This is a genomic window from Gordonia sp. ABKF26, assembly GCF_041103195.1.
In the GTDB taxonomy this organism is placed as follows: Bacteria; Actinomycetota; Actinomycetes; order Mycobacteriales; family Mycobacteriaceae; genus Gordonia; species Gordonia terrae.
Genome location: NZ_JBGCVZ010000003.1, coordinates 5,101,300 through 5,119,278 on the forward strand (window position 1 = coordinate 5,101,300; position 17,979 = coordinate 5,119,278).

Consider the following 17,979-nt stretch of genomic DNA (forward strand, 5'->3'; position numbering starts at 1 on the left):
GCTGCTCGGCCAGCAGGGGACGCGGCGTCCTCGCTTCGCTCAGTCGACGCTGCTCGGCCGGCGGTGGCCGCCCCGGCGCACCCATCCGCGCGCTGGTTCTTACCATGACCCCATGCTCGCCGCGCTGTTGTCCTTCGTTGTCACCGCGACACTGATCGTGCTGCTGCCGGGTCCGGACACCCTGGTGATCCTGCGCGCGGTGGTACGCGGCGGACGCGGGGAAGCCCTGCGTACCGCCGCCGGGATCCTGTGCGGCCTGATGGTCTGGGTCACCGCCGCCGTGCTGGGACTGTCGGCCTTGCTGCAGGCCAGCGAGACCGGCTACGAGATCCTCAAGATCGTCGGAGCCTGCTACCTCGTGTGGATGGGCATCAGTTCGGTCCGCGCATTGCTTCGGGCCGGCCCCGATCTCGCCGCGGCACACGGTGACAAACCGGCCGCGGGTCGTGAACTCGGAATGCTGTTCTCCGGCTTCGTCGCCGGACTGCTCACCAACATCCTCAACCCGAAGATCGGCATCCTGTTCATCAGCCTGCTGCCCGGCTTCGTGCCGGACGGGTCCTCGACGGGATGGACGACCCTCGGGCTGGGGGCCATCTACATCGCGCTGACCGCGGCGTACTTCACCGTGTTGGTGGGCGCCGCCGGCCGCATCGCGGGCTGGCTCCAGAACACACGACTCCGCCGTCGCGTCGAAGCGATCGGCGGAGTCGCGTTGATCGGGTTCGGAGTGCGTCTCGCACTCGAGGGTTGATCAGACCGGGGCGGTCTCCTGGGCCGCGGCGGCGGCCTTGGCCCAGCGGTAGTCGGCCTTGCCCGCCGGGGTGCGCTTGACCTCGTCGACGAAGACGACGGTCCGCGGGACCTTGTAGCGGGCCAGGGTCTCGCGGCAGTGGTCCTGGATCGTCTCGAGCGACGGTTCGACGGCGCCGTCGGCGACCTTCACCACGGCGGCGACACGCTGCCCGTACTTCTCGTCGGGAACCGGGACGACGAGAGCGTCGGCGATCGCCGGATGCGCATGCAGAACCGCCTCGACCTCCTCGGCGTAGACCTTCTCACCGCCGGTGTTGATGCACTGCGAACCGCGTCCGAGGAACACGATCGACCCGTCGGCCTCCACGGTGCCCATGTCGCCCAGGATCGAGATCCGGGTGCCGTCGGCCAGCGTCGGGAAGGTCTTCGCCGTCTTCTCCTCGTCCTTGTAGTAACCGAGCGGGACGTTGCCGATGCGCGCGATGTAGCCGACCTCCCCCGAGCCGGGCTCGATCTTGTTGTGCCGATCGTCGACCACCATCATCCGGTCGGTCGGCGGCACCTTCAGATTGCCGTTGTCATCCATCATGATCTCGCCGTCGTTGCCGGACTCCGACGCGCCGAAGTTGTCGCGCAGCACCAGATCCGGCTTCACCGCGAGCATTCGGTCGCGCACGTGCTGGGACCAGATCGCGCCGCCGGAGGTGATCGAGAACATCGACGACAGGTCGACGGCATCCTTGCGCTTCTCGAGTTCTTCGACGAGTGGCATGCCCATGGCGTCGCCGACGATGAGGACGATGTTCACCTTCTCCTTCTCGATCTCGGTGACGATGGCCTCGGGATCGAAGTCCCGCTGGATGACCAGTCGCCCGCCGAGGGTGAAGAAGGTGAACAGCGAGTACGACGCCGCGCCGTGCATGAGCGGCGCCGCGAGCAGGAAGGCGATGGGCGGGAAATCCTTGACCGCCGTGCCGATCTCGTCGAGGTCCTTACGGGCCTCCCCGTACGGATTGCCGCCGGAAAGCGGCTTGCGGAAGAAGTCGTCGTGCTGCCACATGACACCCTTCGGGTACCCGGTGGTGCCGCCGGTGTAGAGCAGGTACAACTCTTCGCCGTTGCGCGGCTCGAAGTCGCGGCCGTCCGGCTTGGACTCGGCGTCGGCGAAGGACACGATCTCCACGGTGCGTCCATCGGGGAGTGCGGCGGCCGCCGTCGCGAGCTCCTCGACGATCTCACCGATCACGAACACCGTTCGCACGGTGGGGATCTCGGCCAGGAGTTCGGCGACACTGCGCTGGTGTTCGGGCAGTTCGACGATGATCGCGCGGGAGTCGGAGTTGTCGAAGATGTACTGCAGTTCGGCGTTGGTGTAGCGGTAGTTCACGTTGACCGGAACCGCACGCACCTTGAGCAGACCCAACAGGCTCGTCACGTGTTCGATGCTGTTCTTCAGGAACAGGGCGACGTTGTCGAACGCACCGATCCCCGACCCGGCGAACAGATGTGCCACCTGGTTCGACAGGGTGTCGAGTTCGGCGTAGCTGATCTGCCTGCCCTGGTAGCTGAGCGCGATCCGCTCGGGCACCGAGTCGGCGACGGTCTCGAAGACATCGGCGAGGTTGAACTTCATCGTGCGCGCTCCTTGGTCATACGGAGTGGGTTGGTGGGGGTTCGCCATCTGCTCCCTGAGGTGCGAGGAGCGATAGCGGTCGACCATCTGCTCCCTGAGGTGCGAGGAGCGATAGCGGTCGACCATCTGCTCCCTGAGGTGCGAGGAGCGATAGCGACGAGCCTCGAAGGGTCGTCTGGGGTTCTCGAATCGGTGCGCGTCATGCGGTCAGCACCAATCCGCTTGTGGGAACGCCGGTCCCGGCCGTGACGACGACCTTCTCGGCGCTCTCGACCTGGTTGACCGAGGTCCCGCGGATCTGTCGGACCCCTTCGGCGATCCCGTTCATCCCGTGGATGTAGGCCTCGCCCAGCTGGCCGCCGTGCGTGTTCAACGGCAACCGGCCACCGACCTCGAGAGCCCCCGGTTCGCGGACGAAGTCCTTGGCCTCGCCGCGTCCGCAGAACCCCAGCTCCTCGAGTTGGAGGAGCGTGTACGGGGTGAAGTGGTCGTAGAGGATCGCCATGTCCATGTCGTCGGGACGCAACCCCGACTGCGACCAGAGCTGGCGGCCGACGAGCCCCATCTCCGGCAGACCGGCGAGCTCATCCCGGTAGTAGCTGGTCATGATGTACTGATCGGCCGCGCTACCGGCGGCGGCGGCGGCGATCACGGCGGGCTTGTGCGGCAGGTCTTTCGCCCGTTCCGGGGACACGATGACGAGTGCGACGCCACCGTCGGACTCCTGGCAGCAGTCGAGCAGATGCAGGGGTTCGGCGATGTACCGCGAGTTCTGGTGATCTTCCAGGGTGATCGGCTTGTCGTAGAAGAACGCGTCCGGGTTGACCGCCGCATGCTTGCGGTCGACGACGGCGATACGCCCGAAATCCTCGCTGGTGGCCCCGAAGTCGTGCATGTAGCGTTGCGCGATCATCGCGACGAAGGCGGCCGGGGTGGACAGACCGTGCGGGTAGGTGAAGGCGTTCTCGGTACCCGAGGAGTTCTCCTGGTTCGCCACCGCCGAATTCACCTGTCCGAAGCGCAGACCGGATCGCTCGTTGAAGGCACGGTAGGCCACCACGACGTCGGCGACGCCGGTGGCCACCGCCATCGCGGCCTGCTGGACCGTGGCACACGCGGCACCACCGCCGTAGTGGATCCGCGAGAAGTACGTCAGGTCTCCGATACCCACTGCTCGCGCGACGGAGATCTCGCTGTTGGTGTCCATCGTGAAGGTGACGAGACCGTCGACGTCGGCGGGTGTGAGACCGGCGTCGGCGATCGCCGCCGACACCGCCTCCGCGGCGAGCCGCAGCTCGCTGCGACCGGAATCCTTGGAGAACTCGGTGGCGCCGATTCCGGCGATCACCGCCTGGCCGGACAGTGACCCCATCAGAGTTCCTCCCCTCGACCGGCCGGGCCTCGATGCTCCGACCCCGAACCCACGGCGGCGGGCTCGGCCGCGCCGATCGTGAGTGTGACCGTCGAGATGACGTGCTTGCCCAGCGAATTGGTGCCGGTCACGGCGACCGTGATCACCCCGTCGTCGACGGCGGTGACCTCGCCGGTGAAGGTGACGGTGTCGTAGGCATACCAGGGGACGCCGAGTTTCAGTGCGATCGAGCCGATCCGGGCGGACGGACCGGCCCAGTCGGTGATGAACCGTTCCACCAGTCCGGTGTCGGTGAGGATGTTGACGAAGATGTCCTTGGACCCCTTGGCCTGTGCGAGATCGCGATCGTGGTGCACGTCCTGGAAGTCGCGCGTGGCCAGCGCAGTCGCCACCACGAACGTCGGCGTCGCCTCGATCGTCAACGGCGGCAGCGTCATTCCGACCGCCGCGGGGTAAGCTGCAACGCTCGTCATGCCGGAGCACCTTCCGTCGTCGTGGCCGCTTCCCACGCGTGTAGTGTCCACGGGTCGGCCCCGGTCTCCTCGTCGGCCGGGAAGTCCAGATAGGTTGCCCGCACGCGCATGCCGATCGACACCTCGTCCGGTTCGACGCCCCGGAGTTCGCCGAGCATGCGAACCCCTTCGTCGAGTTCGACGAGCGCCACCACGAACGGCAGCTGCCGTCCGGGGACCTTCGGCGCGCGGTGGACGACGTAGCTGTAGATGGTTCCGGTACCGGCCGCGACCACGTACTCCGTCGGCGGGACCGTTCCGTCGGCTGCACGCGGTTTCCAGGTCGCAGGCACGGGCGGGTGACGCAGCACGCCGTCGCCGTCACGCTGGATCCGCAGCTCATGCGCGGCCACCCCCTCCCAGAAGAAGGCGGTGTCCCGGGATGCGCTGGGCTTCAGCAATCGCGCCGGGTCCAGGTCGGCAGGTACGTCGGCAACCGGCGCCTGCTCGGTCGCCGTGGTCCTGGCCGCGGGCCGGAATTTGAGGATGCGGAACCGCATCTCGGCGACGACCTCCCGCGTCCCGCTGTCGTCCCCGACCGACCAGACGTTCTTGGTCGTGAAGAACCAGCCCTCACCGAGGGCGGTGTTCTTCGGGCCCACCACCTCCACGAGCTCGGCCGACAGCGCGACCTCTTCGCCCGGGCGGGTGTAGCGGTGATAGACGGTGTCGCAGTTGGTCGCCACCACCGAGGTGAAGCCGGCCTCGTCGAAGAGTTCGCTCGCGCGGCCCAATGGGTCATCTGCCGTCCGCACGCCGTGGAGGCCGCGCATCGTCCACACCTGCGCCATCGCGGGCGGCGCGACGATGCCGGGATGTCCGGCGTCCCGAGCGGCGTCGGCGTCGGTGTAGACGGGGTTCGTGTCCCCCATCGCCTCGACCCAGTTGTTGATCATGGGCTGGTTGATCGGGTCCCGACCGGTGACCGGCGCGCTCGGGCCGGCGTCGATGATCTCCTGCGCGGCGGCACGGATCGCCTCGTCGCCGGTGACGCCGTCGCGGGCGAGTTCGGGCGCGCTCATCGCTTGGCTCGCGGTAGTCCGAGACCGGCGGTCGCGATCATGTCGCGCATGACCTCGTTGACTCCACCGCCGAAGGTGATGACCACGTGGCGCTTCTGCTGGACGTCGAGCCAGTTCACCAGCGCCGCGGTCTCCGGATCGGTGAAATCGCCGTAGCGCCCGACGATCTCGTCGACCATCCGGCAAACGATCTGGATGCGTTCGGTCGAGAACACCTTGGTGGCCGCCGCGTCGGCCATCGAGATGGCCTCTCCCGTCGCGGCCACCTGCCAGTTGAGCAACTCGTTGATACGGCCGTACGCGTCGATGGTGGCGAGCGCGCGGCGGACGTCCGGATGCTTCGCGATGACCGTCCCGTCCGGACCGGGCCGCTGCGCCCAGGCACGCACCCGCGCGGCGAGTCCGTCGATCCGGCCGGCCGGGCCCAGCATGACGCGTTCGTGATTGAGCTGGGTGGTGATCAGTTTCCAGCCGCCGCCCTCGTCGCCGACGCGCATCGACACCGGAACCCGAACATCCTGGTAGTAGGTGGCATTGACGTGATGCGCACCGTCGGCGGTGATGATCGGCGTCCAGGTGAAGCCCGGATCGGACGTGTCGACGATGAGGATCGAGATCCCCTTGTGCTTCGGCGCGTCCTTGTCGGTGCGAACAGCGAGCCAGATGTAATCGGCGTCGTGCCCACCCGTGGTGAAGATCTTCTGCCCGTTGACCACGTAGTGGTCGCCGTCGCGGACCGCGGTGGTGGTCAGCGAGGCCAGGTCGGTGCCCGCCTCGGGCTCGGTGTAGCCGATCGCGAAGTGCACGTCACCGGCCAGGATCGCGGGCAGGAACTTCTGCTTCTGCTCGTCGGTGCCGTGCACCTGGAGGGTCGGCCCGACGGTCTGCAGCGTCACCGACGGCAGCGGGACGTCGGCACGCACCGCCTCGTTGGTGAAGATCTGCTGTTCGATCTCGCCGAAGCCTTTGCCGCCGAACTCCTTCGGCCAGCCGACGCCCAGCCAGCCGTCGTCGCCCATCCGCTTGATGACCTTGCGGTAGGTCGGTCCGTGGCGTTCGGTGAGCATCACCGCCGCCTCGTCGGGGGTGACCAGATCGGCGAAGTACTCGCGCAGTTCGGCGCGCAGCGCGCGCTGTTCGGGGGTCAGGTCAATGAACATCGGGCACCTCTGCGATACGGGTGTCGTCGGCGGGGACGTCGGTGATGTCGGCGAGCTCGTCGAGCCGCACGTGCGCTCCGCCCACCAGGCGCGCCAGGTCCTTGGTGAGCGAGAAGTAGCGGTGCAGCGGATAGGTGATGTCGACTCCGATGCCGCCGTGCAGGTGGGTCATCGTCCGCGTGGTCGGCGGGATCTCCTCGGCCAGCCAGTAGGCGGCGATCGCGAGATCGGTTGCGGCGTCGAGCCCCTCGGACAGTCGCCAGGCCGCCGCGGTGGTCGCCAGTTCCATCGACCGGCCGACGACGTAGATGTCCGCCAGTTGCTGACCCACCGCCTGGAACAGGGCGATCGGTTTGCCGAACTGTTCACGCGTCGAGACGTGGTCGGCGGTCAGGCGGGTGGCGCCGGCGACCAGGCCGTCCGCGTAGGCGCACAGGGCCAGGCGATACCGGTCGCGGAGCACCGCGAGGTCGCGGACCACGATGTCGGCATCGTCGACGGGTACGTCGTCGAAGGTCACCGTGTACTCGCCCCAGCCGCTCGAGGTCGGCGTGCGCGCGATGGCGACCCCCTCGGCGTCGGGGGACACGGCGACGACGCCCGCATCGGCGGTGACGAGGAACAGCGAGGCACCGTCGGCGTGCAGCACACCGACCTTCGTCCCGGTCAGTCGTCCGTCGCGGACGGACGTCCGTGGGGTGGCGGTCAGAGCGTCGCCGTGCTCGCCGATCGCGATCGAGACCCAGCTGCCGCCGGTGAGCGAGCTCCCGAACCGCGACCACACCGATCCCTCGCCCGTCTGGGGGTCCGCCTTCGCGAACACGAGCGCCGCGGTCAGCGAGCCGAGAGCGGGGGTCACGGCCGCGGCGCGTCCCATCCGGCGGAACAGCGGGAGCAGACCCGACTCGTCGACCTCGTCACCGTCGAGCGCGGCCGGCAGCGGCAGCGCGAGCAGTCCGGCGTCCACGAGGGCCTGCCAGCCGTCGGCCTCGAACCCGCCGCGGGTCGCTCCGGTCGTCTCGGGATCTTGCCCACCGAATCTCGACTCCCAGTCGGGCTGTCGCCGCGCGAACACGTCTTCGGCGACGTCGCGAACCGCGATCGCCGTGCCGTCCAGGGCAAAGTCCACCCTGTGCCTCCCTCACCATGAACCCGTCAAGAACTAGAACCTGTTCTAGTTGTATCAGAGTCCGCGCGCAAGGGTGTCGGAATCGGCGTTTATCTGCGCTTTCGGCACTTTCGCCGCAGTCGGCTAGCTGTACTGACCCGGGACGTTAGGTACGGCGTTCGGCGAGTCGGCGTGACATAGGGAAGACCTCCGAGTGAGGTGTGGAGCTGTCTAGGAACCGCTCCTCAACCCGGAGGTCTTCGTGTCTCACCGTAATTCACCGTTGTCCCCGACTGGTCGGTTGCGTCTGGCTCGGTGCGTCGTGGACGACCGGTGGCCACTGCGTCGCGCGGCTGATCGATTCAACGTGTCGGTTACCACGGCCAAACGGTGGGCCGACCGCTACCGCGAGGCAGGGTCAGCCGGAATGGTCGACCGCTCCAGCCGACCCCGGTCGTGTCCGCATCGCACCAGCCGGCGCCGGGAACGCCGGGTCGTCGGGTTACGCGTCTCCCGCCGCTGGGGGCCTGCCAGGATCGCGTTTCACCTGGGGGTGAACGTCTCCACGGTGCACCGCATCCTGACCCGGTACCGATGCCTACGGTTGTCATGGACCGACCCCGCAACAGGGGCGCCCGTACGTGCCCGCAGACGCGAGATTCATCAGTACGAACGCCAAGCGCCCGGAGACTTGATCCACGTTGACATCAAGAAACTCGGCAGAATCCCCGACGGTGGCGGACACCGCATCCACGGACGCGCCCTGGGCGCCCGCAACTCCAGCGCCCACCGCGAGCCCGCACGACCCCGCAAAGTCCACGGCCGCCCCAACCTGGGGTACGCGTTCCTCCACCACGCCGTCGACGACCATTCCCGCTACGCCTACTCAGAGATCCTCGGTGATGAGAAGAAGGAAACCGCGACCGCGTTCATGACCCGGGCAGTGGCGCACTTCGCCTCTATCGGTGTCACCACCGCGCGGGTGATGACCGACAACGGGTCATGTTATCGGTCCCGAATGTTCCGACAGTTGTTGGCCGACAACGGGATCAAGCACAAGTGGACCCGCCCGTACCGGCCGCAAACCAACGGCAAGGTCGAACGCTTCAACCGCACCCTGCAGGAGGAATGGGCCTACGCCCGCCCCTACCTCAGCGAAACCGAACGCGTCGCAGCCTTCCCCGAGTTCCTTCGCACCTACAATCACGAACGCGGCCACACCGCACTGCGAGGCAACTCACCCGTCAGTCGCGTACCCAACCTGGCGGGTCAGTACAGCTAGCGCGGCAAACCGAGAATGCGTTCCGCGGCCGCGGTGCGGAGGATCTGGGTGGTCCCGCCCGCGATGGAGAGGCACCGGTTCTGCAGCACCGCGTCGGATGCCTCGGACGCCGCCAGGCCGGCGGCCCCCAGGAGCCGCAACGCGAGATCGGGTACCGATTGGCGATGTTCGACGCCGATCAGTTTGCGCACGCTCGACAACGCGCCGGGGTCGAGCCCGGCCAGTTGCCTCGTCGCCGCCCGCGTATCGAGGACCCGGCCGACATGCGCGTCGGCGAGCTGCGTGCCGAGCGCCGACAGCTCCTCGTCGGTCAGCTCCCGGTCCATCGACCGCACCTGCGACAGCAGCGCCTCCATCTCCTTGCCCAGACCGGTCCCACCCATTGCCACCCGCTCGTTCGCGAGGGTGGTGCGGGCCAGCCGCCAGCCGCCGTTCACGTCGCCGACGACGCAGTCATCGGGCACGACGACGCCGTCGAGGAAGACCTCGTTGAAGTTGGCCCGTCCGGAGAGCTCGCGCAACGGACGGATGTCGATTCCGGGCGAACTCATGTCGACGAGGAAATAGGTGATGCCCTTGTTCTTGGGCGCGTCGGGATCGGTGCGCGCGAGACAGATCGCCCACTGCGCGTTGTGGGCCTGCGAGGTCCAGATCTTCTGCCCGTCCAGTCGCCAGCCGCCGTCGACCCGCTCGGCTCGGGTTCGCAACGCGGCCAGGTCCGAGCCCGCCTCGGGCTCGGAGAACAACTGACACCACACGATGTCGCCGGCGAGTGTCGGCGCGACGAACCGTTCACGTTGCGCGTCGGTGCCGTGCTCGAGGATCGTCGGGATCGCCCACGCGCCGATCACCAGATCGGGCCGCTCGATGCCGGCCGACTCGAGCTCGATGTCGATCAGCAATTGCAGCGCCGCGTCCGCACCCAGGCCGTGCGGCGCCGGCCAATGCGGGGTCAGATAGCCGGTCTCGGCGAGGAGTCTGCGGCGCTCGTCCGGGGCCGCGTCGGCGATCGCCGCGACGGTGGCACGGACCTCCTCGCGCCGGTCCTCGACCTGCGACAGGTCGAGACGGAAACGTCGCCGCGTCCCCGACAGTCCGAGCCCGGCGAGTGCGGCGGCATGCGCCGAGGCGTTCGCCAGCGTCGCCTGCGCGGCGAGCGCCGCACGGAGATAGAGATGGGCGTCGTGCTCGAAGGTGAACCCGATCCCGCCGAGAACCTGGACGCAGTCCTTGGTGTTGGCGACCGGATCGCGGCCCACGACGACGTCGGCGGCCAGTCTGCTGATCTCGAGTTGCTCGCGGGCGGAGACGAGCTCGTCCCCCGGCGCGGCCGCGAGCACGTCGTCGACCGCGCGGGCGACGTCCCACGCGACCGCGGTGACGCGTTCGCTGCGGCACAGCATCTCGGCGCAGATGTGCTTGATCGCCTGGAACGATCCGATCGGCACGCCGAACTGCGTGCGGACCTTCGCGTACTCGACGGCGGTGTCGAGGGCCCACCGGGTGACGCCGCTCTGGTAGGCGGCGAGCGTCGCCGACAGCAGGCCGGCGACGAACGTCGGGTCCCCGAGTTCGATCAGGTCGTCGACCTCGATCTCGGACACGCGGACGCGGCTGACCGATGCGGTGCCGTCGAGCGGGGTCTGCGGCGCGACATCGGCGACGCCGACACCCGGCGGGACGATCCACCACGACCGTTCGCGGTCGGCGGTCCCGAACTCGACCAGGACGGCGCAACCCTCGACGTACCCGCCGACGAGCCCGAGGTCGAGGTCGCCGCCGGACAGTTCGCGGGCCACCCCGGCGTAACTCGTCGCGGGCGTCACCACCGGCACCGATCCGGCGAGCACCTCCGGCAACAGCGCGGCGCCCCGGTCGGCGCCACCCTCGTGCGCGTCGCGGCGGGCGATCGCAAGCGCGATCGCCGCGGACACCGTCGGACCCAGCGGGCCGGGGACGAGGTCGACCCCGCACTGCTCGAGCATGGCGGCCACGTCGAGGAAACTCGCCCCGAGGCCGTCGGAGGTCTCGGGGACCGCTGCGGCGAACACGCCCAGGTCGGCGATCTGGGACAGCAACTGCGTCCACTGGTCGCGGGGCTTGTCGATGTCGGAACGGACGATGTCGGTCACACTGGTGGAGCGCGCCCAGGACGCGATGCTGTCGCGCACCGCGATCTGCTCGGAAGACGTGGCGATTGTCACTGGCAATCCCTGTATGTCGAGTTGTGACGAATAATTAGAACCTGTTCTAATATGCCATGGGTGTACTCGGATCGGGTACCCACCCGCGATCCACCCGCCAGACCGTTTGACACGTGAGGATGTTCGAGAGCACATGGCCCGTTCTGCACCCGGCAACGCCGCGGTCGACGCTCCCAACGGGGCTGCGGCGCCTGCCGCCTCGTCCGAAGCCGGCTCCACCGCGCAGCGCGAACGTCGCCGCCGCATCCTGGACGCCACCCTCGCCCTGGCATCCAAGGGCGGCTACGACGCCGTGCAGATGCGCACCGTCGCCGACAAGGCCGATGTGGCCGTCGGCACGCTGTATCGCTATTTCCCGTCGAAGGTCCACCTGCTGGTCACCGCGCTGGCCCGCGAGTTCGAGCGCGTCGAGTCCAAGGTCGACCGCTCGCAGCTACGCGGCGACACCGCCATCGACCGGCTCCGACATGTCCTGGACATGATCACCTTCGCCATGCAGCGCGATCCTCTCCTGACCGAGGCGATGACGCGCGCCTTCATGTTCGCCGATGCGTCGGCCACCGCCGAGGTCGACCAGGTCGCCGGGATCATCGACCGGCTCCTCGCGGGCGCCATCGTCGACAACGGGGAGCCGACCGAAGAAGATCTCGCGATCGCCCGTGTCCTCTCCGACGTGTGGATGTCGAACCTCGTGCAGTGGCTCACCCGGCGGGCGTCGGCCACCGACGTCACCAACCGACTCGAGCTGACCGTCCGACTGCTGCTCAAAGATCGCGCCAAGTAGTCACCACCCCCTCGAAAGTGACGTCACAACTGGGTGACGAGGGCCTTCTCGGGTTGGGAGCCCTCGACGTTCTCGGCTACCTTTGTTACGTCTGAGAATTTTGTTACAGAAGGGGCTAGAGGTGCGATCCTCCTGGTTGCGACGACTGTGCGTCGCCGGATGTGCCGTTGCGGTCGCGACCGCCGGATGGGCTCCGGCCGCGCTGGCCGAACCCACACCCGACCCCGATCGCGCCCGCGTCGACACCGTGGTCCACGACTCGGCCCAGCAGTCGACCCTCATCGTGTACTCGGCGGCGATGCGCAAACTCATCCCGGTCAACGTGCTGCGCCCCAAGGACACGACCAAGTCGCGCCCCACGCTCTACCTGCTCAACGGCGCCGGCGGCGGCGAGGACTCGGCGACCTGGGCGGCCAAGACCCAGTACGCGAAGTTCTTCGCCGACAAAGAGGTCAACGTCGTCACGCCGATCGGCGGCGCGTTCTCGTATTACACCGACTGGCAGCACGACGATCCGGTGCTCGGCCGCAACAAGTGGACGACGTTCCTCACCAAGGAACTCCCACCGCTGGTGGACAAGGAATTCGACACCACCGGGGTCAACGCGATCGCCGGGATCTCGATGGCCGGCACGTCGGTGCTCAATCTCGCGATCGCCGCACCGAAGCTGTACCGGTCGGCCGCCGCCTACAGCGGATGCGCCCGCACCAGCGATCCGGTCGGACAGGCCTATATCCGGATGGTCGTCGCCGACCGCGGGCAGGGCAACCTGAACAACATGTGGGGACCGGTCAACTCGGCGGGCTGGCGGGACAACGACCCGTACATCCACGCGGACAAGCTGCGCGGCACCAAGGTCTACATGACCAGCGGGACCGGCATGCCCGGTCAGTTCGACCGGCTCGAGGCGCCGCTGGTCGCCGGCGATCCGCTGACGCTGGCCAACCAGATGGTCATCGGCGGCATCATCGAGGCCGCGGTCAACGAGTGCACCAAGCAGATGGTCTCGCGCATGCGGGCCCTCAAGGTGCCGCACGAGGTCACCTTCCGGCCGAGCGGCACGCACTCGTGGGGCTACTGGGAACGTGACCTCGAGACCACCTGGCCGAAGATCGCGGCAGACCTGAGGTGAGCGACGCATCGGACCGCTTGTGGGCCGATGACCTGTCCGTGGGCCAGATCTTCGAGTTCGGCGAGCATGTCGTCAGCGAAGAGGAACTCCTCGACTTCGCTCGCGCATGGGATCCGCAGGACTTCCACGTGGACAAGGAAGTCGCCGAACGCGGGCCCTACCGAGGGCTCATCGCCAGTGGGCTGCACACGATGTCGATCTATCAGAAGCTCAATGTCACCGGCGTGCTGACCAATTGGCGGGTGATCGCCGGCAAGCGACTCGGCGACGTGGAGTTCCTGCGTCCGGTCCGACCCGGCGACACCCTCACCGGGTCGACCGTCATCGACGCGATCGAATTCGACGACCGCGACCGCGCACTGGTCACCTCGTCGGCGGAGCTGCGCAACGGCGAGGGCAGACCCGTGATGCGCACGGTCGTCGAGGCCTATGTGCACGCCCGTCCGGGCCGTTCGCGCGACTGATCCCCGAACGGTTGCGCTGCAGCGGTTTCGAGGCCCCGTCGACTGTGCGTCTGATTCCGTCGACTGTGCGGCTGATCTCCGATCGTGCCCGGCTCAGCCGACGCCGGGCACCGGGATCTGCGCTCCGGTGATCGCGCTGGAGGCATCGGAGACCAGGAACGAGATCGTTTCCGCGATCGACTCCGGCGACACCCAACCCGCGCGGGACGAGTCGGGCTGACTCGCCCGGTTCCCCGGGGTGTCGATCACCGACGGCAAGATCGCGTTGGCCCGGACGCCGTCGGACTTGTACTCGGCGGCGAGCGCACTGATGAACGCCCACACCGCCGCCTTCGACGTGATGTAGCCCGCCGCACCGGAGAAGGGTGCGAACGCCGCCTTCGCCGACACCCCGACGATCGACCCGCCACCGGCCTCGACGAGCTTCGGGATCGCCGCCGCGGACAGCAGATACAGCGGCCGCAGGTTGAGCCGCAGGAGGCGCTCGAACTCGTCGACCGGCGTGGCGTCGACCCGGTCCCCCATCGCGAAACCGCCCACCAGATTCACCACCGCGGTCACCGGCGCCGACGCGTCACCGGCCGCGACCGCCACGACCTCGGCCACCGACGCCTCGTCGAAGAGATCGGCGTGAACACCGACCAGCCGGTCCGATTCGGGCAGCCTCGACAACTCGGACTCGGCGATCCAGGGAACCACCACGCGCCTGCCGTCGTCGAGCAACTTCCGGGTGACCGCCGACCCGAGGCCGCCCGTCCCACCCGACACGATCACCGTCTGAGTCATCCTGCCGACCCTACTGGAGGTGCGTCACCCCGGCGGCTCACGCCGCGCGCCTACGATGGTCGTCGATGACCGACGAGCGCGTTCCCGAGATCGAAGACGATTCGCGGGACCGTGAGCCGGGCGGTGATCCCCCCGTCGAGTCGGACCGGACGAGCATGTTCGCGTCGTTGCGCATCCCCAATTACCGGCTGTTCTACGCGGGGATGGCCGTCTCGATGACGGGTTCGTGGATGCAGGCGACGGCGCAGGCCTGGCTCGTCCTGACGCTGAGCGGGTCGGCATCGGTTCTGGGGCTCATCGTCGCCCTCCAGGCGTTGCCCGTCCTGCTCATCGGTCCGTACGCCGGGGTGATCGCCGATCGCGTCGACCGGCGCCGACTGCTCATCGCCCTGCAGTCGATGATGGGCCTGCTGGCCGCGGCGCTCGCCGTCATCACGCTCACCGGGGTGGTGGAGGTCTGGCACGTGGGCGTATTGGCGGTGATGCTCGGGCTCGGGCACGCCTTCGAACAGCCGGCACGCCAGGCGTTCATCCATCAGATCGTGGGCAAGGACCTGATACGCAACGCGGTCACCCTCAACTCGGTGATGGTCAACGCCGCCCGCGCGGTGGGTCCGGCCGTCGCCGGCGTGGTCCTCGGCCTCGTCGGATCCGGCTTGTGCTTCGCCGTCAACGCAGTCAGCTTCGTCGCCGTGGTCGCCTCGCTCCTCGCGCTCGACTCGTTGAAGATCACGACGGAGACACCGATCCCACGCGCGAAAGGCCAGCTGCGAGAAGGTCTCCGATATGTCCGCGGCAGCCCCGCACTCTGGATTCCGCTGGCCACGATGGCGCTCGTCGGGACGTTGACGTACAACTTTCCGGTCACCCTGCCGGCCGTCGCGGACTTCGTGTTCGACGGCGGGCCCGAGGCACTGGGCTTCATGACGTCGGCGATGGGTGTGGGTGCGGTCGTCGGCGGCCTGGTGGTCGCGGCCCGCGGAACGACCGGCCTGCGCCCACTCACGTTGGCCGCGTTCGGCTTCGGCGTCGCGGTCGGGGCGACCGCCCTCGCACCGAATCTGCCGACTGCGATCTGTGCGCTCTTCGGAGTCGGCTGGCTGAGTGTCACGTTCATGTCGACCGGCAATGCCACGCTGCAACTCAACTCCGAACCGCGGATGCGGGGTCGGGTGATGGCGTTGTGGTCGGTGGCGTTCATGGGGTCGACGCCGATCGGGGGTCCGATCGTCGGCGCGATCATCGAGACCTTCGACGCGCGTGTCGGTCTCGCGGTCGGAGCCGTCGCGTGTCTGGTCGCCGGAGCACTGGCCTTCCTGGCCGCTCGCCGCAGCGGCGCCGCTCTCCCCTAGACGAGCGGCCGTCCCATCCGGACCCGAAGCCGAACATCGGCGAGCAGAAGACGAAAACCCAATCGGGACAGCCACAGCGGCGTGCGACGCTCCTTCTCCACCAGCCCGGCGACGTAGCCGTCGAACCACTCCTGGTCCTCGTCGGTCCACTCGACCCGGAGAGCGTCGCGGAACGGCTGGGGCAGATAGCCGATGGTCCGGCGGAGTTTGACCGGGCCGTACTTCTCCTGGATGCGGGTCGGCGCGTAGCCGAAGTTCGCGATGTCGAGCAGGAAGTCGCGGATCTCGTCACTGATCTCGATGCGCGAGACCTGGTCGTCCCAGTAGGCCGTGAACTCGTCGCGCGTGGCGGGCCAGGCCTCGGCGGGCATCTGCAGCGTCGTGCCGCAGACCTTGCCCTGCTGGTAGAACTTCTCGCGATCCGCGCCGTGGAGGGGGCCGTGCACCCGTTCGTAGATGTCCTCCCAGCCGTAGTACAGACACGCCGCGACCCACAGCTGCAGGTCGGTGTTCATCGCGTTGTACTCGACCGGACTGTTCTCGTCCGACCGCACCTGTGCGTGCTGCCGGTTGACGGCGTGCCGGTACCGGCGCCGGTCGTCGGCGTTGCCGAGCATCGCGACCGCGAGGTACGACGCGGTGGTCCGGGCGCGCTTGACCGGATGACGATCGAGTCGCCCGTTCTCGACCTTGCTGTGTGCGACGCCGTATCCGACCGCCGGGTTCGCCAGCTGCATGATCACGTTCGTCGTGCTCATCGTCTGCCCCATCGACAGCAGCGAACGCGCGAAGAAGCTGCTGTCGATGTTGTCCATCTCGGTCCGCGACATGCGCTGATCGCCCTGCGTCATGGCCCCGCCCATTCTGATAACAAGTGTTGCCTGATTGTGTCGTGGCCAGCTTAGCGCGTGTCGACACATCGGTCGACAGTCCCGGATGCAGCGAACCCCGGCTCACCCGAAGGTGAGCCGGGGTTCGGCGTCTGTCTTCTGCCGGATCAGTAGGTGTAGAACCCGCGACCGGTCTTCCGTCCGAGGCGGCCGGCGTCGACCATGCGGCGCAGCAGGGCCGGCGGCGCATAGTGGGGTTCGGCGAACTCCGCGTACAGCGACTCCGCGGCGGACAACGTGACGTCGAGGCCGATGGTGTCGAGCAGGGTCAGCGGACCCATCGGGTAGCCGCAGCCGCCCTTCATCGCGAGGTCGATGTCCTCGGCCGAGGCGTAACCCGAATCGAACATCCGGATCGCCTGACACAGGTACGGGATGAGCAGGGCGTTGACGATGAAACCGGACCGGTCACCCGCGCGGACCGCGGTCTTGCCGAGGGTGTCGGTGACGTATGCGCTCACGGCGTCGGCCGTCTCGGGCGCGGTCGTCAGCGTGGAGATGATCTCGACCAGCGGCATCACCGGCACCGGGTTGAAGAAGTGCACGCCGACGACGCGCTCGGGCGTCTTGGTCGCCGTCGCGACCTTGATGATCGGGATCGACGACGTGTTCGTGGCGAGGATGGTGTTCGCGCCGGTTGCCTGATCGAGGTTCGCGAAGATCTCGCGCTTGAGCTCTTCGATCTCGGGGGCCGCCTCGATCACGAGCTCGCGATCGGCGAGGTCGGCGTAGTCGGTCGTCACCCGCAGACGCCCGAGCGCGGCGTCGGCGTCGTCCTGGGCGAGCTTGTTCCGGCTGACCGCCTTGGCCAACGACTTCTCCACCCGCGATCGCGCGGCGTCGGCGAACTCCTGCTTGACCTCAACGATCACGACGTCGCTGCCCGCCTTGGCACACACCTCCGCGATGCCCGCACCCATGGTGCCTCCGCCGATGACGCCGATCTGCTGCACAGTGAACCTCCGAAGTCGAGTGGTACGACAAACGGTAGTCGGTCCTCGGATCAGCCGATCGAACGACTCCTGGCATCTCGGGAACATTCGCCCCGGGTGCCGCCTCCAAGTACACGAACCGCCCGGAAGCACTGCACCAGCAGCGCTCCACCACCCTCAGCGATCCACGTGGAAGGACCCACCATGAGCACCGAGATCCCCGCCGACGCCGTTCTCGTCGACACCGACGGCGACGGAGCCGTCGACGCCGCACTCACCGATGTCGACGGTGACGGCACCACCGACGCCATCCTCGACACCGACGGCGATGGCCAGGCCGACTCCATCGCCTACGACACCGATGCCGACGGCGAGATCGACGTCATCGAAGCCGACACCGACGCCGACGGTCTCACCGACATCGCAGTGGCCGACACCGACGGTGACGGCACCTTCGACACCGCCGTCGACGACGAGGGCAACGTCGAGGTCGGCGACTTCGGCAGCATCGACGGCGGCGACGCCGTCTGACCGGGTTCCATCCCCTCCATCGACAGCCGGTCCGGCGATCCCGGGCCGGTTGTCTGCGT

17 protein-coding genes are annotated in these 17,979 nt (G+C 68.0%); 7 read left to right on the plus strand and 10 right to left on the minus strand.

Features of this window, described 5'->3' with window-relative positions; genetic code table 11:
• Nucleotides 1-112 precede the first annotated feature (112 nt).
• On the plus strand, nt 113-754 hold the full coding sequence (locus AB4Z55_RS23530) for a LysE family translocator (RefSeq protein ID WP_369520684.1): 642 nt from the start codon (nt 113-115) through the stop codon (nt 752-754).
• Here the strand turns inward: AB4Z55_RS23530 and AB4Z55_RS23535 are convergent, their stop codons facing one another.
• From AB4Z55_RS23535 to AB4Z55_RS23560, 6 genes are all read right to left on the minus strand, one after another.
• Nucleotides 755-2,389, minus strand: coding sequence for an acyl-CoA synthetase (locus AB4Z55_RS23535; protein WP_369520685.1), 1,635 nt, complete (start codon nt 2,387-2,389; stop codon nt 755-757). It lies immediately after the preceding gene.
• A gap of 199 nt (nt 2,390-2,588) precedes the next feature.
• Nucleotides 2,589-3,761, minus strand: a complete 1,173-nt coding sequence (locus tag AB4Z55_RS23540; protein WP_101820886.1) for a lipid-transfer protein — start codon at nt 3,759-3,761, stop codon at nt 2,589-2,591.
• A complete protein-coding gene (locus AB4Z55_RS23545) occupies nt 3,761-4,234 on the minus strand; it encodes a MaoC family dehydratase (protein ID WP_369520686.1) in 474 nt (157 codons plus the stop codon). The genes AB4Z55_RS23540 and AB4Z55_RS23545 overlap by 1 nt, the downstream gene beginning before the upstream one ends.
• Nucleotides 4,231-5,295 (minus strand): bifunctional MaoC family dehydratase N-terminal/OB-fold nucleic acid binding domain-containing protein, encoded by a 1,065-nt coding sequence (locus tag AB4Z55_RS23550; RefSeq protein WP_369520687.1) that lies wholly within the window; start codon nt 5,293-5,295, stop codon nt 4,231-4,233. Before AB4Z55_RS23550 ends, AB4Z55_RS23545 begins: the two co-directional genes overlap by 4 nt.
• A complete protein-coding gene (locus AB4Z55_RS23555) occupies nt 5,292-6,455 on the minus strand; it encodes an acyl-CoA dehydrogenase family protein (RefSeq protein ID WP_369520688.1) in 1,164 nt (387 codons plus the stop codon). Before AB4Z55_RS23555 ends, AB4Z55_RS23550 begins: the two co-directional genes overlap by 4 nt.
• Nucleotides 6,445-7,584 carry an acyl-CoA dehydrogenase family protein gene (locus tag AB4Z55_RS23560; protein ID WP_369520689.1) on the minus strand — a complete coding sequence of 380 codons (1,140 nt, stop codon included), beginning with the start codon at nt 7,582-7,584 and terminating at the stop codon, nt 6,445-6,447. The genes AB4Z55_RS23555 and AB4Z55_RS23560 overlap by 11 nt, the downstream gene beginning before the upstream one ends.
• A gap of 241 nt (nt 7,585-7,825) precedes the next feature.
• Here AB4Z55_RS23560 and AB4Z55_RS23565 point away from each other — a divergent pair, with 241 nt between their 5' ends.
• On the plus strand, nt 7,826-8,845 hold the full coding sequence (locus AB4Z55_RS23565) for an IS481 family transposase (RefSeq protein ID WP_369520268.1): 1,020 nt from the start codon (nt 7,826-7,828) through the stop codon (nt 8,843-8,845).
• On the opposite strand, the gene AB4Z55_RS23570 is transcribed toward AB4Z55_RS23565, so the two are convergent.
• Nucleotides 8,842-11,049, minus strand: coding sequence for an acyl-CoA dehydrogenase family protein (locus AB4Z55_RS23570; protein WP_369520690.1), 2,208 nt, complete (start codon nt 11,047-11,049; stop codon nt 8,842-8,844). The genes AB4Z55_RS23565 and AB4Z55_RS23570 overlap by 4 nt on opposite strands.
• 133 nt (nt 11,050-11,182) lie before the next feature.
• On the opposite strand from AB4Z55_RS23570, the gene kstR reads away from it, so the two are divergent.
• The 3 genes from kstR (at nt 11,183) to AB4Z55_RS23585 (ending at nt 13,429) form a co-directional block, all read left to right on the plus strand.
• Complete coding sequence (gene kstR, locus AB4Z55_RS23575; RefSeq protein WP_004020714.1) at nt 11,183-11,833, plus strand: cholesterol catabolism transcriptional regulator KstR; 651 nt, start codon at nt 11,183-11,185, stop codon at nt 11,831-11,833.
• A 121-nt stretch (nt 11,834-11,954) separates the two neighbouring features.
• Complete coding sequence (locus AB4Z55_RS23580) at nt 11,955-12,965, plus strand: alpha/beta hydrolase family protein (protein ID WP_004020715.1); 1,011 nt, start codon at nt 11,955-11,957, stop codon at nt 12,963-12,965.
• Nucleotides 12,962-13,429: a MaoC/PaaZ C-terminal domain-containing protein gene (locus tag AB4Z55_RS23585; RefSeq protein ID WP_369520691.1), complete on the plus strand. Its 468-nt coding sequence runs from the start codon at nt 12,962-12,964 to the stop codon at nt 13,427-13,429. Before AB4Z55_RS23580 ends, AB4Z55_RS23585 begins: the two co-directional genes overlap by 4 nt.
• Nucleotides 13,430-13,522: 93 nt before the next feature.
• Here the strand turns inward: AB4Z55_RS23585 and AB4Z55_RS23590 are convergent, their stop codons facing one another.
• Nucleotides 13,523-14,215 (minus strand): SDR family NAD(P)-dependent oxidoreductase, encoded by a 693-nt coding sequence (locus AB4Z55_RS23590; protein ID WP_064569231.1) that lies wholly within the window; start codon nt 14,213-14,215, stop codon nt 13,523-13,525.
• 65 nt (nt 14,216-14,280) lie between these two features.
• Between AB4Z55_RS23590 and AB4Z55_RS23595 the strand changes: the two genes are divergently transcribed.
• Nucleotides 14,281-15,567: an MFS transporter gene (locus AB4Z55_RS23595; RefSeq protein WP_369520692.1), complete on the plus strand. Its 1,287-nt coding sequence runs from the start codon at nt 14,281-14,283 to the stop codon at nt 15,565-15,567.
• Here the strand turns inward: AB4Z55_RS23595 and AB4Z55_RS23600 are convergent.
• Both AB4Z55_RS23600 and AB4Z55_RS23605 read right to left on the minus strand, forming a co-directional pair.
• The gene (locus AB4Z55_RS23600; RefSeq protein ID WP_369520693.1) at nt 15,564-16,418 is read right to left on the minus strand and encodes an oxygenase MpaB family protein; all 855 of its coding nucleotides are present in this window, start codon (nt 16,416-16,418) and stop codon (nt 15,564-15,566) included. The two genes, AB4Z55_RS23595 and AB4Z55_RS23600, sit on opposite strands and share 4 nt — an antisense overlap.
• 146 nt (nt 16,419-16,564) lie before the next feature.
• On the minus strand, nt 16,565-17,410 hold the full coding sequence (locus AB4Z55_RS23605) for a 3-hydroxybutyryl-CoA dehydrogenase (protein WP_004020720.1): 846 nt from the start codon (nt 17,408-17,410) through the stop codon (nt 16,565-16,567).
• 183 nt (nt 17,411-17,593) lie between these two features.
• Between AB4Z55_RS23605 and AB4Z55_RS23610 the strand changes: the two genes are divergently transcribed.
• Nucleotides 17,594-17,920 carry a hypothetical protein gene (locus tag AB4Z55_RS23610; RefSeq protein ID WP_239400275.1) on the plus strand — a complete coding sequence of 109 codons (327 nt, stop codon included), beginning with the start codon at nt 17,594-17,596 and terminating at the stop codon, nt 17,918-17,920.
• Nucleotides 17,921-17,979: the final 59 nt, after the last annotated feature.